Origin of the sequence: Azospirillum sp. TSH20, assembly GCF_003115935.1 — a bacterium.
Classification (GTDB): Bacteria; Pseudomonadota; Alphaproteobacteria; order Azospirillales; family Azospirillaceae; genus Azospirillum.
On sequence record NZ_LGQU01000135.1, the window covers coordinates 1 to 15156 of the forward strand.

General features: G+C 68.5%; 14 protein-coding genes. 12 read left to right on the forward strand and 2 right to left on the reverse strand.

Translation table 11 applies throughout. The features are described 5' to 3' along the window. From TSH20_RS29930 to TSH20_RS29985, 12 genes are all read left to right on the forward strand, one after another. The coding region (locus tag TSH20_RS29930; protein WP_109493010.1) for a hypothetical protein at positions 1-206 on the forward strand (206 nt) is incomplete at its 5' end. 223 nt (positions 207-429) lie between these two features. Beyond that, complete coding sequence (locus TSH20_RS29935) at positions 430-1305, forward strand: AraC family transcriptional regulator (protein WP_109150822.1); 876 nt, start codon at positions 430-432, stop codon at positions 1303-1305. A gap of 90 nt (positions 1306-1395) precedes the next feature. Beyond that, positions 1396-4434, forward strand: a complete 3039-nt coding sequence (locus tag TSH20_RS29940) for a molybdopterin cofactor-binding domain-containing protein (protein WP_109155683.1) — start codon at positions 1396-1398, stop codon at positions 4432-4434. Beyond that, entirely contained in the window at positions 4431-5267 is an 837-nt protein-coding gene (locus tag TSH20_RS29945) for an FAD binding domain-containing protein (protein WP_109155684.1), read from the forward strand. The genes TSH20_RS29940 and TSH20_RS29945 overlap by 4 nt, the downstream gene beginning before the upstream one ends. Further along, on the forward strand, positions 5255-5785 hold the full coding sequence (locus TSH20_RS29950) for a (2Fe-2S)-binding protein (protein WP_109155685.1): 531 nt from the start codon (positions 5255-5257) through the stop codon (positions 5783-5785). The genes TSH20_RS29945 and TSH20_RS29950 overlap by 13 nt, the downstream gene beginning before the upstream one ends. Beyond that, positions 5778-7379 carry an AMP-binding protein gene (locus tag TSH20_RS29955; protein WP_109155686.1) on the forward strand — a complete coding sequence of 534 codons (1602 nt, stop codon included), beginning with the start codon at positions 5778-5780 and terminating at the stop codon, positions 7377-7379. The genes TSH20_RS29950 and TSH20_RS29955 overlap by 8 nt, the downstream gene beginning before the upstream one ends. A 30-nt stretch (positions 7380-7409) precedes the next feature. Continuing rightward, complete coding sequence (locus TSH20_RS29960) at positions 7410-8219, forward strand: enoyl-CoA hydratase-related protein (RefSeq protein WP_247871128.1); 810 nt, start codon at positions 7410-7412, stop codon at positions 8217-8219. Positions 8220-8326: 107 nt separating this feature from the next. Further along, on the forward strand, positions 8327-9538 hold the full coding sequence (locus tag TSH20_RS29965) for an ABC transporter substrate-binding protein (RefSeq protein WP_109155688.1): 1212 nt from the start codon (positions 8327-8329) through the stop codon (positions 9536-9538). 25 nt (positions 9539-9563) lie between these two features. After that, on the forward strand, positions 9564-10457 hold the full coding sequence (locus tag TSH20_RS29970; protein ID WP_109155788.1) for a branched-chain amino acid ABC transporter permease: 894 nt from the start codon (positions 9564-9566) through the stop codon (positions 10455-10457). Next, entirely contained in the window at positions 10450-11502 is a 1053-nt protein-coding gene (locus tag TSH20_RS29975) for a branched-chain amino acid ABC transporter permease (RefSeq protein WP_109155689.1), read from the forward strand. Before TSH20_RS29970 ends, TSH20_RS29975 begins: the two co-directional genes overlap by 8 nt. Continuing rightward, positions 11499-12278: an ABC transporter ATP-binding protein gene (locus TSH20_RS29980; protein WP_109155690.1), complete on the forward strand. Its 780-nt coding sequence runs from the start codon at positions 11499-11501 to the stop codon at positions 12276-12278. The genes TSH20_RS29975 and TSH20_RS29980 overlap by 4 nt, the downstream gene beginning before the upstream one ends. 5 nt (positions 12279-12283) lie before the next feature. Next, on the forward strand, positions 12284-12991 hold the full coding sequence (locus TSH20_RS29985) for an ABC transporter ATP-binding protein (RefSeq protein ID WP_109155691.1): 708 nt from the start codon (positions 12284-12286) through the stop codon (positions 12989-12991). A gap of 163 nt (positions 12992-13154) precedes the next feature. On the opposite strand, the gene choX is transcribed toward TSH20_RS29985, so the two are convergent. Further along, a complete protein-coding gene (choX, locus tag TSH20_RS29990; protein WP_247871129.1) occupies positions 13155-14165 on the reverse strand; it encodes a choline ABC transporter substrate-binding protein in 1011 nt (336 codons plus the stop codon). A gap of 56 nt (positions 14166-14221) precedes the next feature. Next, positions 14222-15156: sulfatase-like hydrolase/transferase (locus TSH20_RS29995; protein ID WP_146207500.1), on the reverse strand; the 935-nt coding region annotated here is incomplete at its 5' end.

A 15156-nucleotide genomic window follows, 5' to 3' on the forward strand; every position in this document is an offset into this window, starting at 1 on the left:
ACCTGAACCTCATCGAGCCCTGGTGGAAAGTGCTGCGCTCACTGGCGCTGAAAGGGCGCCGGTTCGATGCCTGGGCCGAGATCGAGGCCGCGGTGGAACGGGCCACCGCCTACTGGAACGTGCACAAGCACCCCTTCGTCTGGGGCCGACGCAGGCGCCATCGCGCGCCGAGCCGACTGGGTGTCGCCGCGCTCCCGAATGTCTAAACAACTTGGTGGATGCACCACTAAGGTCGATCCGCCATCTTCGGGCAGCAGGCCGGCACTTCTTTCTGCCGCTCCTTCTCCCGTTACCGGCAGCCATGCGTCCAAGGGATCCCGTCCGATGGATCTGGTAAAGGCGGCCGCTGATGATTAGCTTGTAAAGCAAACTATCGAAGATTACCCCTGCGGCCGCTGGCTGCGGGCGGGTAGAAAGGGATCGGACGCCATGTCGAAAGCGATGCGCATCCATCAGGGAAGCTTTGGCCGCGTCGCCTTGTTGGACATGGACAATGCGCTGATCCATCACGCGCATCCCCATTGCCATGTGCTGATCAAGGCGTCCGGTGCCGACACCCGTTTCGCGGTGGGGGAACAGCTCTATCCGCTGCGCGACGACACTGCGGTTCTGGTCAACAGCTGGGAGGCCCATTCCTATGCCCACCAGCCGGGCGCTCCGCGCACGGTCATCCTGGCGCTGTACATCGAACCGCGCTGGCTTGGCGCCATGCAGAGGGAACTCAACGCCAGCGGCAATCCCGGCTTCTTCGCGCAGTCCTGCGGCGAGCTGACGCCGTACATCCGCCGGCTGGCCGACCGTATGGCAGCGGAACTGCTGTATGACGATCCGTCGGGCGAGCGGATGGAGGAGGCGCTGTTCGACCTGATGATCGCCATCATCGACCGTTTCTCCGAATGGCGGACGCTGGGCGGCACGCGCTATGCCGCCCCGGCGGCCGGCGACTTCCGCATCCGTCAGGCCATTCGTTTCATGCGGGGAACCCTGGGCGAGGAATTCGACGCCGGCCGCGTCGCTGCCGCAGCCGGTCTGTCGCGTGCCCACATGTTCCGGCTGTTCCAGCAGACGATGGCGATCACCCCGGCGCTTTATTTCAACGTGCTGCGGATGGAAGCGGCCATCGACGCCATGGCCGCCGGGCTGGAGAGCGCCACCGAGGTGTCCGGCCGGCTCGGCTTTTCGGCGCCCAGCCATTTCAGCCGCTTCTTCCGCAACCACCAGGGCGTGACGCCCACCGAATACCGCCGCGTCGTCAATCTGGTGGACCGGGCAGGCGGGGGGCCGCCTGAGGCCGGGCATGCATGAAAATGAGACGCTAGGGTAAATCGCGACACTCCACGGTAAAAGCTTTGCGGGGCGAACGGTCTAGTCTTCTCCGGTAACCGGAGGATGACGATGACGGCCACCCAAACGGCCCCTGCGACCGCCACGCAGGCCATTGAAATCAAGCCAAGTCCGGCGCCATTCGTCGGCCGCGCGATGCCGCGGGTCGAGGATGCGGCGCTGCTGACCGGCGTTGCCCGCTATGCCGACGATCTGCCGGTGAAGCCCGGCACCCTCCACGCCGCGATCCTGCGCTCGCCGCACGCCCATGCCGACCTTCTGGGCATCGACACCACTGCCGCGCTGGCGGTTCCCGGCGTCGCCGCTGTGGTGACCGGGGCCGACGCCAAACGCCATGCAAGCGCGTTCCTGGTCGGCATCCGCGCGCCGATGGAGCATTGGTGTCTCGCCATTGACCGCGTGCGCCATGTCGGCGAACCGGTGGCGGTGGTTCTGGCCGACAGCCGCTATCTGGCCGAAGACGCGCTCGACCGCATCGAGGTGCGCTACCGCCCGCTGCCGCCGGTGACCTCGATTGCCCAGGCGTTGGAGGAAGGGTCGGAGCCGCTCCATCCGGCGGTGGGCTCCAACCTCGTCAACAGCCGCAGCTTCCGCTACGGCGATCCCGAGGCCGCCTTCGCCAGCACCGCCCGCACCGTGTCGGTCGAGGTCGAGTATCCCCGCAACTCCTGCACCCCGATGGAATGCTTCGTCGTCCTCGCTGATTACGACGCGGCCGAGGATTCCTACGAGGTGCTGTCGAACTTCTCCGGCCCCTTCGCCGTCCATCCGGTGATGGCGAAGGCGCTGAACGTCCCGGGATCGCGGTTGCGGCTGAAGACGCCGCCCCATTCCGGCGGCAGCTTCGGCAACAAGCAGGCGGTGTTCCCCTATGTCGTGCTGATGGGGCTGTGCGCCCGCGTTGCCGGCCGGCCGGTGAAGTGGGTGGAGGACCGGCTGGAGCATCTGATGGCCGCCACCTCGGCCACCGCGCGCCGCATGCGTATCGACGCGGCGGTGGAGCCGGACGGCCGGGTGCTGGCTCTGCGGATGGAGCAGACCGAGGATTGCGGCGCCTATCTGCGGGCGCCGGAACCGGCCTCGCTCTACCGCAACCACGGCAACCTGACCGGCGCCTACGACATTCCCAACCTGGCGGTGACCAACCGCATCGTCGTCACCAACAAGACGCCGACCGGTCTCAATCGCGGCTTCGGCGGCGGGCAGCTCTATTACGGGCTGGAGCGGCTGATGAACCGGGTGGCGGCGGAGTTGGGGCTCGACCCGCTCGACGTCATCCGCCGCAATCTGGTGGCGGTCGACGCCATGCCCTACCGCACCGCGTCGGGCGGGACGCTCGACAGCGGCGACTACCGCGCGACGCTGGACCAGGCGGTGCGCGAGGGTGCGCTCGATGCGCTGAAGGCGCGGCGCGACGCGCTGCGGGCGGAGGGGCGGCTCTACGGCATCGGCTACGCCGCGGTGGTGGAGCCGTCGATCTCCAACATGGGCTACATCACCACCGTCCTGACCGCCGATGAACGGCGCAAGGCCGGACCGAAGAACGGCGCGCAGGCGACCGCCAGCGTCGCCGTCGATCCCACCGGTGGCGTGTCGGTGACGGTGGCCTCGGCTCCGCAGGGGCAGGGGCACCGCACCGTGCTGGCCCAGGTGGTGGCCGACGTCTTCGGCCTGCGCTTCGAGGACATCCGCGTCAACACCGACCTTGACACCGGCAAGGATGCCTGGTCGATCGCGTCGGGCAATTATTCCAGCCGCTTCGCCGGGGCGGTGGCGGGGGCGGCCCAGGTGGCGGCGACCCGGCTGCGCGGGCGCATGGCGGTGCTGGTCGCCGGACAGTTGAACTGCCGGGCCGACGATGTGCGCTTCGCCAGCGGCAAGGTCTTCTCCGAGGCCAACCCGGACAACAGCCTGTCCTTCTCCCGCGTTGCCGCCGCCGGCCACTGGGCGCCCGGCACGCTGCCCGACGGGCAGGAGGCGGCGCTGCGCGAGACCGCCTTCTGGACGCCGGAGCCGCTGAAGGCGCCGACCGACGCCGACCACATCAACAGTTCGGCCTGCTACGGCTTCATTTTCGATTTTTGCGGCGTGGAAATCGACCGGACGACGAGTGCGGTGCGGATCGACCGCTACGTCACCATGCACGATGCCGGCCGGCTGCTGAACCCGCTGCTGGTGGAGGGTCAGATTCTTGGCGGCTTCGCCCATGCCGTCGGCACCGCGCTGTACGAGGAATACGCCTATGGCGATGACGGCCGCTTCCTGTCCGGCACCTTCGCCGACTATCTGGTGCCGACCGCCTGCGAGGTGCCGGTTCCCGTCATCCTTCACCGTGAAAGCCCGTCGCCGGTAACGCCGCTCGGCGCCAAGGGGGTGGGGGAGGGGAACTGTATGAGCACGCCGGTCTGCCTCGCCAACGCGGTGGCCGATGCGCTGTCTGCCGTTTCCGTGGACGGGCCGCCGTCCTTGCCGATCACCCCCGCTAAACTGGCGGCGCTGATCCATCCGCCCGAACCGCCGCGACCGGCGCCGGCGGCCGGCGCCAGGGAAATTCCGCCGTCGGCCGCCGCCAAAGGCGGGCGCGGCCTGACCGGGGAGGGCAGCCGCGAGGTGCCGGCGAACCCCGAACAAGTCTGGGCCATCCTGCTCGACCCGAAGGAGCTTGCGGCGCTGCTGCCCGGCTGCGAGGCGCTGGACCTCGTCGGTCCCAACGCCTACCGGGCGGAGGTTGTTGTCGGCATCGGCCCGGTGCGTGGCCGCTACACCGCGGAGGTGGCGCTGTCCGACCTCGACCCGCCCAACGCGCTGACCCTGACCGGCAGCGGCACCAGTGCGCTCGGATCGGGCAGCGGCACCGGGCATGTCACGCTGGAGCGCACGCCCACCGGCACGCGCGTCACCTACCGGTATGGCGCGTCGGTCGGCGGCAAGGTCGCTGCGGTCGGCGGCCGGATGCTCGACAGCGCGTCGCGCCTGCTGATCGGCCAGTTCTTCGAGAAGCTGGTGGCGCGCGCCGGTGGCACCGCCGCACCGGCCGAACACCCGTCACTTCTGGCGCGCCTGCTGCGCCTTCTGGGACTCAAGCGATGAAACCCGCATCCTTCGACTATCTGCGGCCGGCGACCGTCGCCGACGCGCTGGCGGCGCTGGCGGCCGGGGGTGACGACGCCCGCGTGATCGCCGGCGGCCAGTCGCTGATGCCGATGCTGAACATGCGGCTGGTGCAGCCGCGCCTGCTGATCGACCTCGGCCGGCTGGAGGAGCTGCGCACGCTGCGCGCCGACGATGGCTGGCTGACCGTCGGCGCTGCCGTCACCCAGGCCGAGGTTCTGGCCCGTCCGACCCTGGCCCAGGAAGTGCCTCTGCTGGCCGCCGCCCTGCCGTGGGTTGGCCATTTCCAGACCCGCAACCGCGGCACGCTCTGCGGATCGGTCGCTCATGCCGACCCCAGCGCCGAGACGCCGCTCTGTCTGGTCGCCACCGGCGGCGAGGTGGTGCTGCGCAACCTGCGCCGCCGTCGCACCGTCGCCGCCGCCGATTTCTTCCTGGGGCCGCTGACCACCGTGAAAGCGTCGGACGAGATCGTCGAATGCGTCCGCTTCCCGCTGGCCCGTCCGGGCAGCGGCCATGCCTTCCGGGAGCAGTCGATGCGGCATGGCGATTTCGCCATCGCTGCCTGCGCCGCCACAGTGGATGGGGAGCGCGCCAGCCTCGCCGTCGGCGGGGTGGCGGACCGGCCGACGCTGCGCTCCTGGCCGCTCGCCGCTGGCAGGCTGCCGCCGGACCTCGACGAGGCGCTGAACGCCTTCGCCTGGGATCTCGGCGGCGACGACGACCAGCACGCCACCGCGCGCTACCGCCGCGACCTCGTCCGCCGGATCGGCCGCACCGTCCTTGAGGAGGCCCTGTCATGCCGCCGCTGAAATCAACATCGCCGCTGGCGGCGGAGACGCGCCATGCCGTCTCCATCGTCCTGAACGGCACGCCGCGCACCGGCCACGCCCATCCGCGCCTGCTGCTCAGCGATTTCCTGCGCCACGAGCTGGGCGCCCACGGCACCCGCGTCGGCTGCGAACACGGCGTCTGCGGCGCCTGCACCGTCCGCATCGACGGCGTGGCTGCCCGCGCCTGCCTGACCCTGGCGGTCCAGGCCGACGGCCGGCGCATCGACACCGTCGAAGGGCTGGCGCAGGCCAACGAGGGGCGCATGACCGCGCTTCAGGAGGCCTTCCGCCAGCATCACGCCCTGCAATGCGGCTTCTGCACGGCCGGCATCCTGATGTCGCTGACCGATTACCTGGGCCGCATTCCCAAACCCACCGAAGAGGAGCTACGCGACATGCTGAGCGGCCATCTTTGCCGCTGCACCGGCTATGCCGGCATCGTCCGCGCCGTGATGGAGGTCACGGGCCGGACGATGGAGGAGGTCGCCCATGTTTGACCTCGGCCGCAGCATCCTGGCCAGCGCGGAACGCAGCCCCGACGCGGTCGCCATCGTCGACGGCGACCTGCGGCTGACCTACGCGCAATGGCTGGAACGCATCCGCCGGCTGGTCGGCGCTTTCGACCGGCTGGCCTTGTGCCCCGGCGACCGCATCGCCACCGCGCTGCAGAACACTTGGGAGATGGCGACCATCCATTGGGCCTGCCAGTTGGCCGGCATCGCTGTCGTGCCGCTGAACTGGCGGGTGAAGGCCGACGAGTTGGACTATTGCCTGCCCGACGCCGAGGTGCGCGCCCTCTTCTATCAGGATGTTTCGGCCGACGCCGTCCGGGACTCCGCCGCGGCGCGGGCGCTGCCCCGAATTGTGATTGGCGATTGGGCGGTCGGCGATCCGGGCGATGGAAGCGACCGCCGCTTCGCCGATCTGCTGGAATGCGAGATGGCCCAAGCGCAGCCGCGCGCCACGGCAGAGCACATCTCGCTGTTCCTCTACACCTCCGGCACCACCGGCAAGCCCAAGGGCGTGCCGCGCCGTCACCGGACGGAGCGCGCCTCCGCAATCGCCCACGTCGCCCAGAATTGCTACCGGCGGGGCGAGCGGACGCTGGGGGTCATGCCGCTCTACCACACGATGGGAGTGCGTTCGCTGCTGGCGATGGCGTTGGTCGACGGCTGCTTCGTCTGCCTGCCGCGCTTCGACACCGGCCGCGCGCTTGAACTGATCGCGGCGGAGCGGCTGACCTGTCTCTATCTGGTGCCGACGCTGTACCACGACCTGCTGGCCGACCCGGACTTCGCGCGGAGCGACGTGTCGTCGGTGCGCAAGCTGGGCTTTGCCGGGGCATCGATGACCGACGGCCTGCTGAAGCGGCTGGACGCCGCCTTCCGGCCCGAGCTGTTCGTCAACCATTACGGCTCGTCCGAGATCTACACCTTCACCATCGACCAGAACGCCCCGGCAAAGCCGGGATCGGCCGGCAAGGCGGCGCTGAACCAGCGCATCCGCATCGTCCGCCTCGGCAGCTTCGATCCCGACGCGTGCGCCGCGGCCGGAGAAGAGGGGCAGATCGTAGCCGACCTGTCCGGCGACGAGTCCTTCGAAGGTTATTGGAAGCGGCCGGACGCCGACGCCAAGGCGCTGCATGCCGGCTGGTACTTCACCGGCGACATCGGTTTCCTCGACGCCGACGGCGACCTCTTCGTTACCGGCCGGGTCGACGACATGATCATCACCGGCGGCGAGAACGTCTCGCCGGTCGAGATCGAAAGCGTGCTGTCGCTTCATGACGGCGTGCTGGAGGTCGCGGTCGCCGGCTTGCCCGACGAGCGCTGGGGCCAGCGGGTCGTCGCCTTCATCAAGCGCGCCCGCGGCGTCGAGGCGAAGGATCTCGACGACCATTGCCGCACCTCCGGCCTCGCCAACTTCAAGCGCCCGCGCGAGTACGTCTTCCTCGACGAAATCCCGAAATCGCCGGTCGGCAAGATCCTGCGCCGCAAGCTTCAGGCCGGCGAATTCGCGCTCGAACACAAGCCCGCTGAACATAAGCCCACTGAACACAACCCGGCCGCACACAGCCCGACACTCTCCTGAACACTGCCTTCATCCATGGAGTTCCCGACCGTGACCCCCTACCGTTTCGACAGCACCGACAGCCTGCTCGCCGATCTTGACGGTTTCCGCGTGGAGATCGACGAATCCCTGGAGCGCGCCGACATCGTGTTGCACCGTCCGCCCTTCAACATCGTCAGCATGCTCCAGCGCGACCAGTTCGCCGCCGTGTTCGCAGCGCTGGACCGCGATCCCAAGGTGCGGGTGATCGTCCTGCGCGCCGAGGGCGAGAACTTCTCGTCCGGCGGCAACATCGCCGGCTTCATGGAGAAGTCGGCGGAGCATGTGTCAGAGTTGGCGGTCAACATCGCCGCCCCGGAGCGCTGCCGCAAGCCGGTGATCGCCCAGGTCCGTGGCTATTGCTTCGGCGTCGGCTTCGAGCTGTCGCTCGCCTGTGACTTCCGCATCGTGTCGGAGACCGCGCAGTTCGCCCTGCCGGAGATGCGCATCGGCATGATCCCCGGTTCCGGCGGGTCGGCCCGCCTGCTGCACATGATCGGCATCTGCCGGACCAAGGACATGGTGATGCGGGCCAAGCGCATCCCCGGCCGTCAGGCCGCCGACTGGGGCTTCGTCACCGACTGCGTCGCCGACGCCGAATTGGAAGCGACGGTTGCCGCCCTGGTCGATGAACTGCGCGGCTTCTCGCCGCTGGCCCAGCGCACCATCAAGGGCGTGCTGAACAGCGGCAACAACGTGTCGGTGAATGGCGCTATCGAGATCGAGGGGCAGGCCTACGGCCGCCTGCGCGGCTCGGAGGACTTCAAGGAAGGCGTCGCCTCCTTCCACGAGAAGCGCAAGCCGGTCTTCAAGGGCAACTGATCCCCGGTTCCGGTTTCGGCGCCGACGTCGAGCGCCCGCCATCGAACGAGCGGGCGCCGCCTTTCCAACAACAGGGCGCGGCATCGCGCCAGTGAGGGAGACCATCCATGTCCAAGAACGCTCTTTTCAGGTCAGTCTACGCCCTGCCGCCGCTGCTGGCCCTTCTGGCGGCCCCATTGGTGGCGCCGGGAGTGGCGCTGGCCGCCGAGCCGATCCGCATCGGGGTGGTGACCCCGCTGTCGGGCACCTACGCGCCGATCGGCCAGCAGGTCCGCTGGGGCCTGGAACTGGCGACGAAGGAGGTCAACGCCGCCGGCGGCATTCTCGGCCGTCAGGTCGAGCTGCTGTTCGAGGACGAGGAGGCCAATCCCGCCGTCGCCACCCAGAAGGCGGAGAAGCTGTTCCAGGTCAACAAGGTCGATTTCCTGACCGGCACCGTCAATTCCGGCTCCACCCTGGCGGTCGGCCAGCTTGCCGAGCGCAACGGGCGGCTGATCGCCACCACCGTCTCCTTCTCCGACGCCATCACCACCGACAAATGCTCGCCCAACGTCTTCCGGGTGAACGCGCGGGCGGGTCAGCAGTCGGCGGCGCTGGCGGAATGGCTGGCGAAGGACAAGCCGAAGGCCAAGGTTTATTATCTCGGCCCCGATTACGAGATGGGCCGCTCCACCGTCGCCGCCTTCAAGGAGGCGGCGGAGAAGACCGGCGCGCAATCGACCGGCGAGGTCTTCGCGCCCCTCGGCAGCAAGGATTACTCGCAGTATTTCGGCCAGCTCCGCGCCGCGCGGCCCAGCGTGCTCTACACCTCCACCGCCGGCAACGATACCGTGCGGCTGCTGACGCAGATGGGCGAGTACGGACTGCTGCGTAACCTGACCATCGTCGGCGCGTCGGGCACTGTCACTGCCCAGAACATCGGCGCCATCGGCAAGGCGGCCGACGGCTTCGTCACCGGCGTCGGCTATTCCGCCGAACTGGCGACGCCCGAGAACAAGGCCTTCGTCGCCGCCTTCCGCAAGGCCTACGACACCGCCCCCGACCTCTACGGCGCCGACAGCTACGGCCTGATCGGCTTCTTCAAGGCGGCGGTCGAGAAGGCCGGCGGCACCGACACCGAGGCGCTGCGCAAGGCGATGGAAGGGCTGAGCTGGAACACGCCGCAGGGCACCAAGACCATGCGGGCCGGCGACCATCAGGCGGTCCAGGACATGTACGCCGTGCGCATCTCGTCGGACGGCACCAACAACCGTTTCGACGTGGTCGGCACCGTTCCGGGCGAGAAGGCCATCGGGCCGGACCTCTGCACCCGCTTCTGAGGACGCAGTCAAGGAGCCGATGGCCATGGCCGATCTCATCGACTATCTGCAATTCGTCCTGGCGCCGCAGGCGCTGAACGGTCTGTCGCTCGGGGTTGCCGTCGTTCTGATGGCGCTGGGCCTGACCATCATCTTCGGGCTGCTGGACGTCATCAACATGGCCCATGGCGAATTCTACGCCATGGGCGCCTTCCTGGCGCTGACCCTGGCCGGGCTGGGCGTCGGGTTCTGGGCGCTGCTGGTTCTGGTGCCGCTGCTGATGCTCCCCATCGGCTGGCTGGCCGAGCGCTGGCTGATCGCGCGGGTTTTCCACAGCCGCGACCGCCACATCCTGACCCTGCTGCTGACCTTCGGGCTGGGGATGATCCTGGAGGACCTGCTGAAGCTGGTCTATGGCCCAAACACCCTGCGACCCGAAAATCCCATCGAGGGCGGCACCGAGATCCTCGGCATGTTCCTGCCGAACTACCGGCTGTTCCTGATCGGCTTCGGCCTTGCGCTGATCGCCGCGGTCTGGCTGGTGGTCTTCCGGACGGGGCTTGGCGCCATGGTGCGGGCGGCCGCCTTCGACAAGGACATGGCCTCGTCGCTGGGCGTGCCGGTGCGCCGGGTCTATGCCGGCACCTTCGCCTTCGGCGTGGCGCTGGCCGGATTGGCCGGCGTGCTGCTGGCGCCGATCTATTCGGTGTTCCCAACCATGGGGCGCGATTTCATCCTGATGGCCTTCACCGTGGTGATCGTCGGCGGCATGGGGTCGATCCAGGGGGCGGTGATCGCCGGCCTGCTGCTGACCCAGGTCCAGGCGCTGTCCAGCCTCTACATCTCGCCGGTCTGGTCGGATCCGCTGGTGTTCGGGATCATGGTGCTGGTGCTGATGGTCCGGCCGCAGGGCCTGTTCGGGAGGCTGGGACATGCCTGAGGCCACATTGCACACCCTCTCCGATCCCGGCAGCACCCGGCCGGCGTCCGGATTGTCCCGTCTGGCCCCGGTCCATTGGCTGGCGCTGGCCTTCCTGGCGGCGGCGCTGGGCTTGGCCGCCGTCGCCTGGGCGACCGACAACGGCTTCTACCTGCGTCTGGCGACCGAGGCGCTGATCTTCGCCGGGCTGGCGATGAGCGTCGACCTGCTGCTGGGCTACACCGGCCTGCTGTCGCTGGGGCAGGCGCTGTATTTCGGGCTGGGCGCCTATGTCTCGGCGCTCGTCCTGCGCGATGTCGCGCCCAGCTTCTGGCTGGCGATGGGAGCGGCCCTGCTGGCCGGCGGCGTGGCGGGCCTGATCGGCGGCGTCATCGCCAACCGGGTGAAGGGCGTCTATTTCGCCCTCATCACCTTCGGGCTGGCCCAGGTCGCCGCCAAGACCGTCTACAACACCCGCGCGCTGGGCGCGTCGGACGGGCTGATCGGCATCCCGCAGGTCCAAGTCGGATTTGGGCCGTTCAGTCTCGACACCGCCGACCCGCTGTCCTTCTTCCTGCTGGTGCTGGGGCTGACCGTCGCGGCCTATGCCGGGCTGTCCTATCTGATGGACGCGCCGTTCGGCCGGACGCTGGCCGCCATCCGCGCCAACGAGAAGCGCGTGCCGTTCCTGGGCTTCAACGCCTGGCGCTACAAGCTGGCGGTCTATGTGCTGGCGGCCTGCGTCGCCGCGCTGGCGGGGGCGCTGTACCCGATGCTGCGCGGCTTCGTCTCGCCCGAACTGATGTTCTTCGAAACCTCCGGCAACGCGGTGATCACCGTCATCGTCGGCGGCGTCGGCACGCTGGTCGGGCCGGTGGTGGGCAGCCTGCTGCTGACCGCTCTGCGCTCGGTCGTCGGATCCTGGACCGAACATCACCTGATCGTCGTGGGGGTCATCTTCATGCTGTCCGTCATCTTCTTGCGCAAGGGGCTGGTCGGCGCGCTGCTGGCCCGGTTGAGTCGCCGCGGCGACTCAAGTGCTGAAACCGGGAGGACGACGCCATGACGGCATCCTCCCTCAAGGCGGCGGCCAGCGCAGGCGGCGCCTGTGCATTGGGCGTGCGCGACCTGTCGGTAAACTTCGGCGGACTCCAGGCGGTGGCGGGCGTCGGCTTCGAGGCTGCGGCCGGACGGATCACCTCGGTCATCGGTCCGAACGGGGCGGGCAAGAGCACGCTGTTCAACCTGATCAGCGGCGCCATCCGCCCGACCGGCGGTCGGGTCACCCTGGACGGCGCCGATGTCACCGGGCGGTCCCCCGACCGCCTGCTCGCCGCCGGACTGGCGCGGTCCTTCCAGATCACCAACCTGTTCTTCGAGCTGCCGGTGCTGGAGAACCTGCGGATCGCCGCGCAGGTGCTGGAGAGGCCCTGGCACGCGCTGCGTCCGGTCGGCCACAGCCGTCGTGCGCTCGCCAAGGCCGACGCGCTTCTGGAGCGCTTCGGCCTGTCGGCCAAGGCGCGCGAGCTTGCCGGCAACCTGTCGCACGGGGAACAGCGGCGGCTGGAGATCGCGGTGGCGCTGGCCGCCGAGCCGCGGGTGCTGCTGCTGGACGAGCCGACCCAGGGCATGAGCCACGGTGACACGGCGGACACCGGTGCGCTGATCCGCTCGCTGGCCGGCGACCTGACGGTGCTGCTGATCGAACACGACATCGGGTTGGTGATGAGCCTGTCGGACCATGTCGTCGTGATGGCCCAGGGCCGGAAGATTGCCGAAGGGCCGCCCGCCGTGGTGCGTGCCGATCCCGCCGTACAGGCCGCCTATTTCGGACACGGGTGACACCCATGCTTTCCATTGAGAACCTGCACGCGCATTACGGCCTGAGCCATGTTCTGCAAGGGGTGTCCCTGCAGGCCGGGCCGGGAGAAGTGGTCGGGCTGTTCGGCCGCAACGGCGTCGGCAAGACCACCATCCTGAAATCCGTCGCCGGCTGGGTGCCGGCCAGTTCCGGCACGATCCGCTTCGGCGGCGTCGATCTGGCCGGGCAGACGCCCGACGCGATTGCCCGCCTTGGGCTCGGGCTGGTGCCGGAGGATCGCCGCATCTTTCCGGGCCTCAGCGTCGAGGAGAACCTGCGGCTGGGGCTGCGCCAATGTCCCGGCCGGGCGCGCCGCGAGAATGAACAGGCGATCGGACAGGCCTTCGCCCGCTTCCCCCGGCTGGCCGAACGGCGCCGGCAACTCGGCACCACCTTGTCCGGCGGCGAGCAGCAGATGCTGGCGATGGCCCGCGTGATGGTGGGTACCGCCAGGCTGTTGCTGATCGACGAGCCGACGGAAGGTCTGGCGCCGATGATCGTCGACGAGATCTTCGCGATCATCACGGAACTGAAGCGGGCGGGATTGACCATCCTGCTGGTGGAGCAGAACATTCACCGCGCCCTGGATGTTGCCGACCGCTTCTACGCGGTGGAACGGGGACGCATCACGCTCCATGGTGAAGCGGCCTCCCCGGCCGATCGTGCCCGGCTGATGGAGATGGTTGCCGTATGATCCGGCGGCCCTTCCCCCTCCGGCCTCATCGCAAACCGGAGGGACCCCGCATGTAATGGCGTTCAGGCCGGTAGGTCGGCCTGAACCAGGAGGGGAAGCGGGCCCGGACCCATGCGCGCAACGCGGCCAGCATGGTTGTACGTCTCCTTCTCGTTTGGTTGCGTCACTTCAGGCCCAATGCCATGTGCACGGCCGTGGCAGCGTCCTTGCCGTCGCGGGTCGACACGCCGGCCAGCCAGGGGCCGAGCAGGTCGGGATGCGCCTTCAGGTAGCTGGCCGCTGCGTCCTTGGGGGCTTTCTTGTCTTCGGTGATGGCGGCCATGATCTCGTTCTCCATTTCGACGGTGAAGGCGAGTTGGCTGAACAGGCGGTGGACATTCGTGCATTCGGTGCCGTAGCCACGCCGGAACAAGGTGTTGACCGTGGTGCTGCCATAGTTCGGACCGAAATAGGCGTCGCCGCCGCTGAGATACGTCATGTCGATCCGGGTGTTCATCGGGTGCGGTTGCCAGCCGAGAAAGACCACCCAATCCTTGCTGCGCGTCCGGCGCATCGCCTGTGCCAGCATGGCCTGCTCGCTCGATTCGACCAGGGTCCAGCCCTCCAGCCCGAAATCCTTCTTGTCGAGCATGCGCTGGATGTTCTGGTTCGCCGGCGCTCCCGGCTCGATCCCGTAGATCTTCTTTTCGAACCGGTCGCCGAATCGGGCGAGGTCGGCGAAACTGTGCACGCCGGCATCGGCCACCGCCTTCGGCACCGCCAGGGTGAATTTGGCGTTCTCCAGGTTCGGGCGCACGATCTCGACCGATTTCTCGGCAATCAGCTTGTCGAGGAAGGTGGATTGGGCCGGCATCCAGTTGCCGAGGAAGACATCGATCTGACCGGTCTTCAGCCCCTGGAAAATGATCGGCACGGCGACCGTCTCGATCTTCTGCTGATAGCCCATGGCTCCCAGCAGCGCTCCCGCCACCGCATTGGTCGCGGTGATGTCCGTCCAACCAGGATCAGCCATCCTCACCGTCTGGCAGCTCGCGGGCTCCGCCGCCGATGCCGATGCCGATGCAGCCGCCGAAATCGCCAGCGCGCCGGCCGTCATCCCGATCACGACCACCAGACCGGCCAGTGCCGAACGCCCCGCTGTCAAACCGCCCATTGCAAGCTCCGGTGCACGCATGTGCTCTCCCTCCTGTCGGGTGATGGTCGAGACGTCCGGCGCGCCAGCGCGCCGTTTTAATGCGCCGGGGTGCCAGGGCGCGGGAAGCGGGCCATGGCTTCCAGATCGTCGAGATCCAGATGGTTGCGCATATAGCTGGTGCCTGCGTCGGTGAAGGGCTGGAAATCCCAGGAGCGGTGCTGCCCCTGGCGCAGCGCATCGGCCACCAGGAGGCGCCGCTGCTGGCTGGCGACAACCTCCTCATGCAGGCGCGCCAGATCCCAGCGCTGTTCCACCTCGGCGCGGTAGCGTCGCAGGGCATCGGCCGCCGCCGAGCCGGCAGCGGGCTGCTCTGCCCGGTTCACCAGTTCGTCCGGATCGTCGGACAGATCGTAGAGCTGGTCGGGATCGGCCGGTGAATGGATGAATTTGTCGCGACCGCGCCGGATCATCACGATGGGGGCCAGGGCACCTTCGGCGAGATATTCGCCGATCACCTCGTCATGGCCGCCGCTGCGCTGAAGGTGCGGCAGCAGGCTGCGCCCGTCGATCGGCGTCCGCCAGCCTGGCGCCGCCCCGTCATGGGCGAACTCGACCAGGGTCGGCAGCAGGTCCATCGACGAGACCGAGGCGGCGATCCGCCCGGCCTGAAACCAGCCTGGCGCCCGGATGATCAGCGGGATGCGGCAGGCGGACTCGAAGAAGCTCATTTTGTACCACAGCCCGCGTTCGCCAAGCATGTCGCCATGATCGGACAGCAGGACGATGACGGTATCCTCGGCCAGTCCGGTTTCCTCCAGTGCGCCCATCAGCCGACCGATCTGGTCGTCCACATAGGCGACGGCACCATAGTATGCGCGGCGGGCGTTGCGGATCTGCCGTTCGCTGAGCGGCATCTCGTCCATCGCGCAGACATGGCGCAACCGCCGTGAATGCGGGTCCATCGCGTCGGGCGGCAGGGTGACGCGCGGCAGCGGCACCTCCGCGTCGGTGTGGCGGTTTCCGTAGCGGT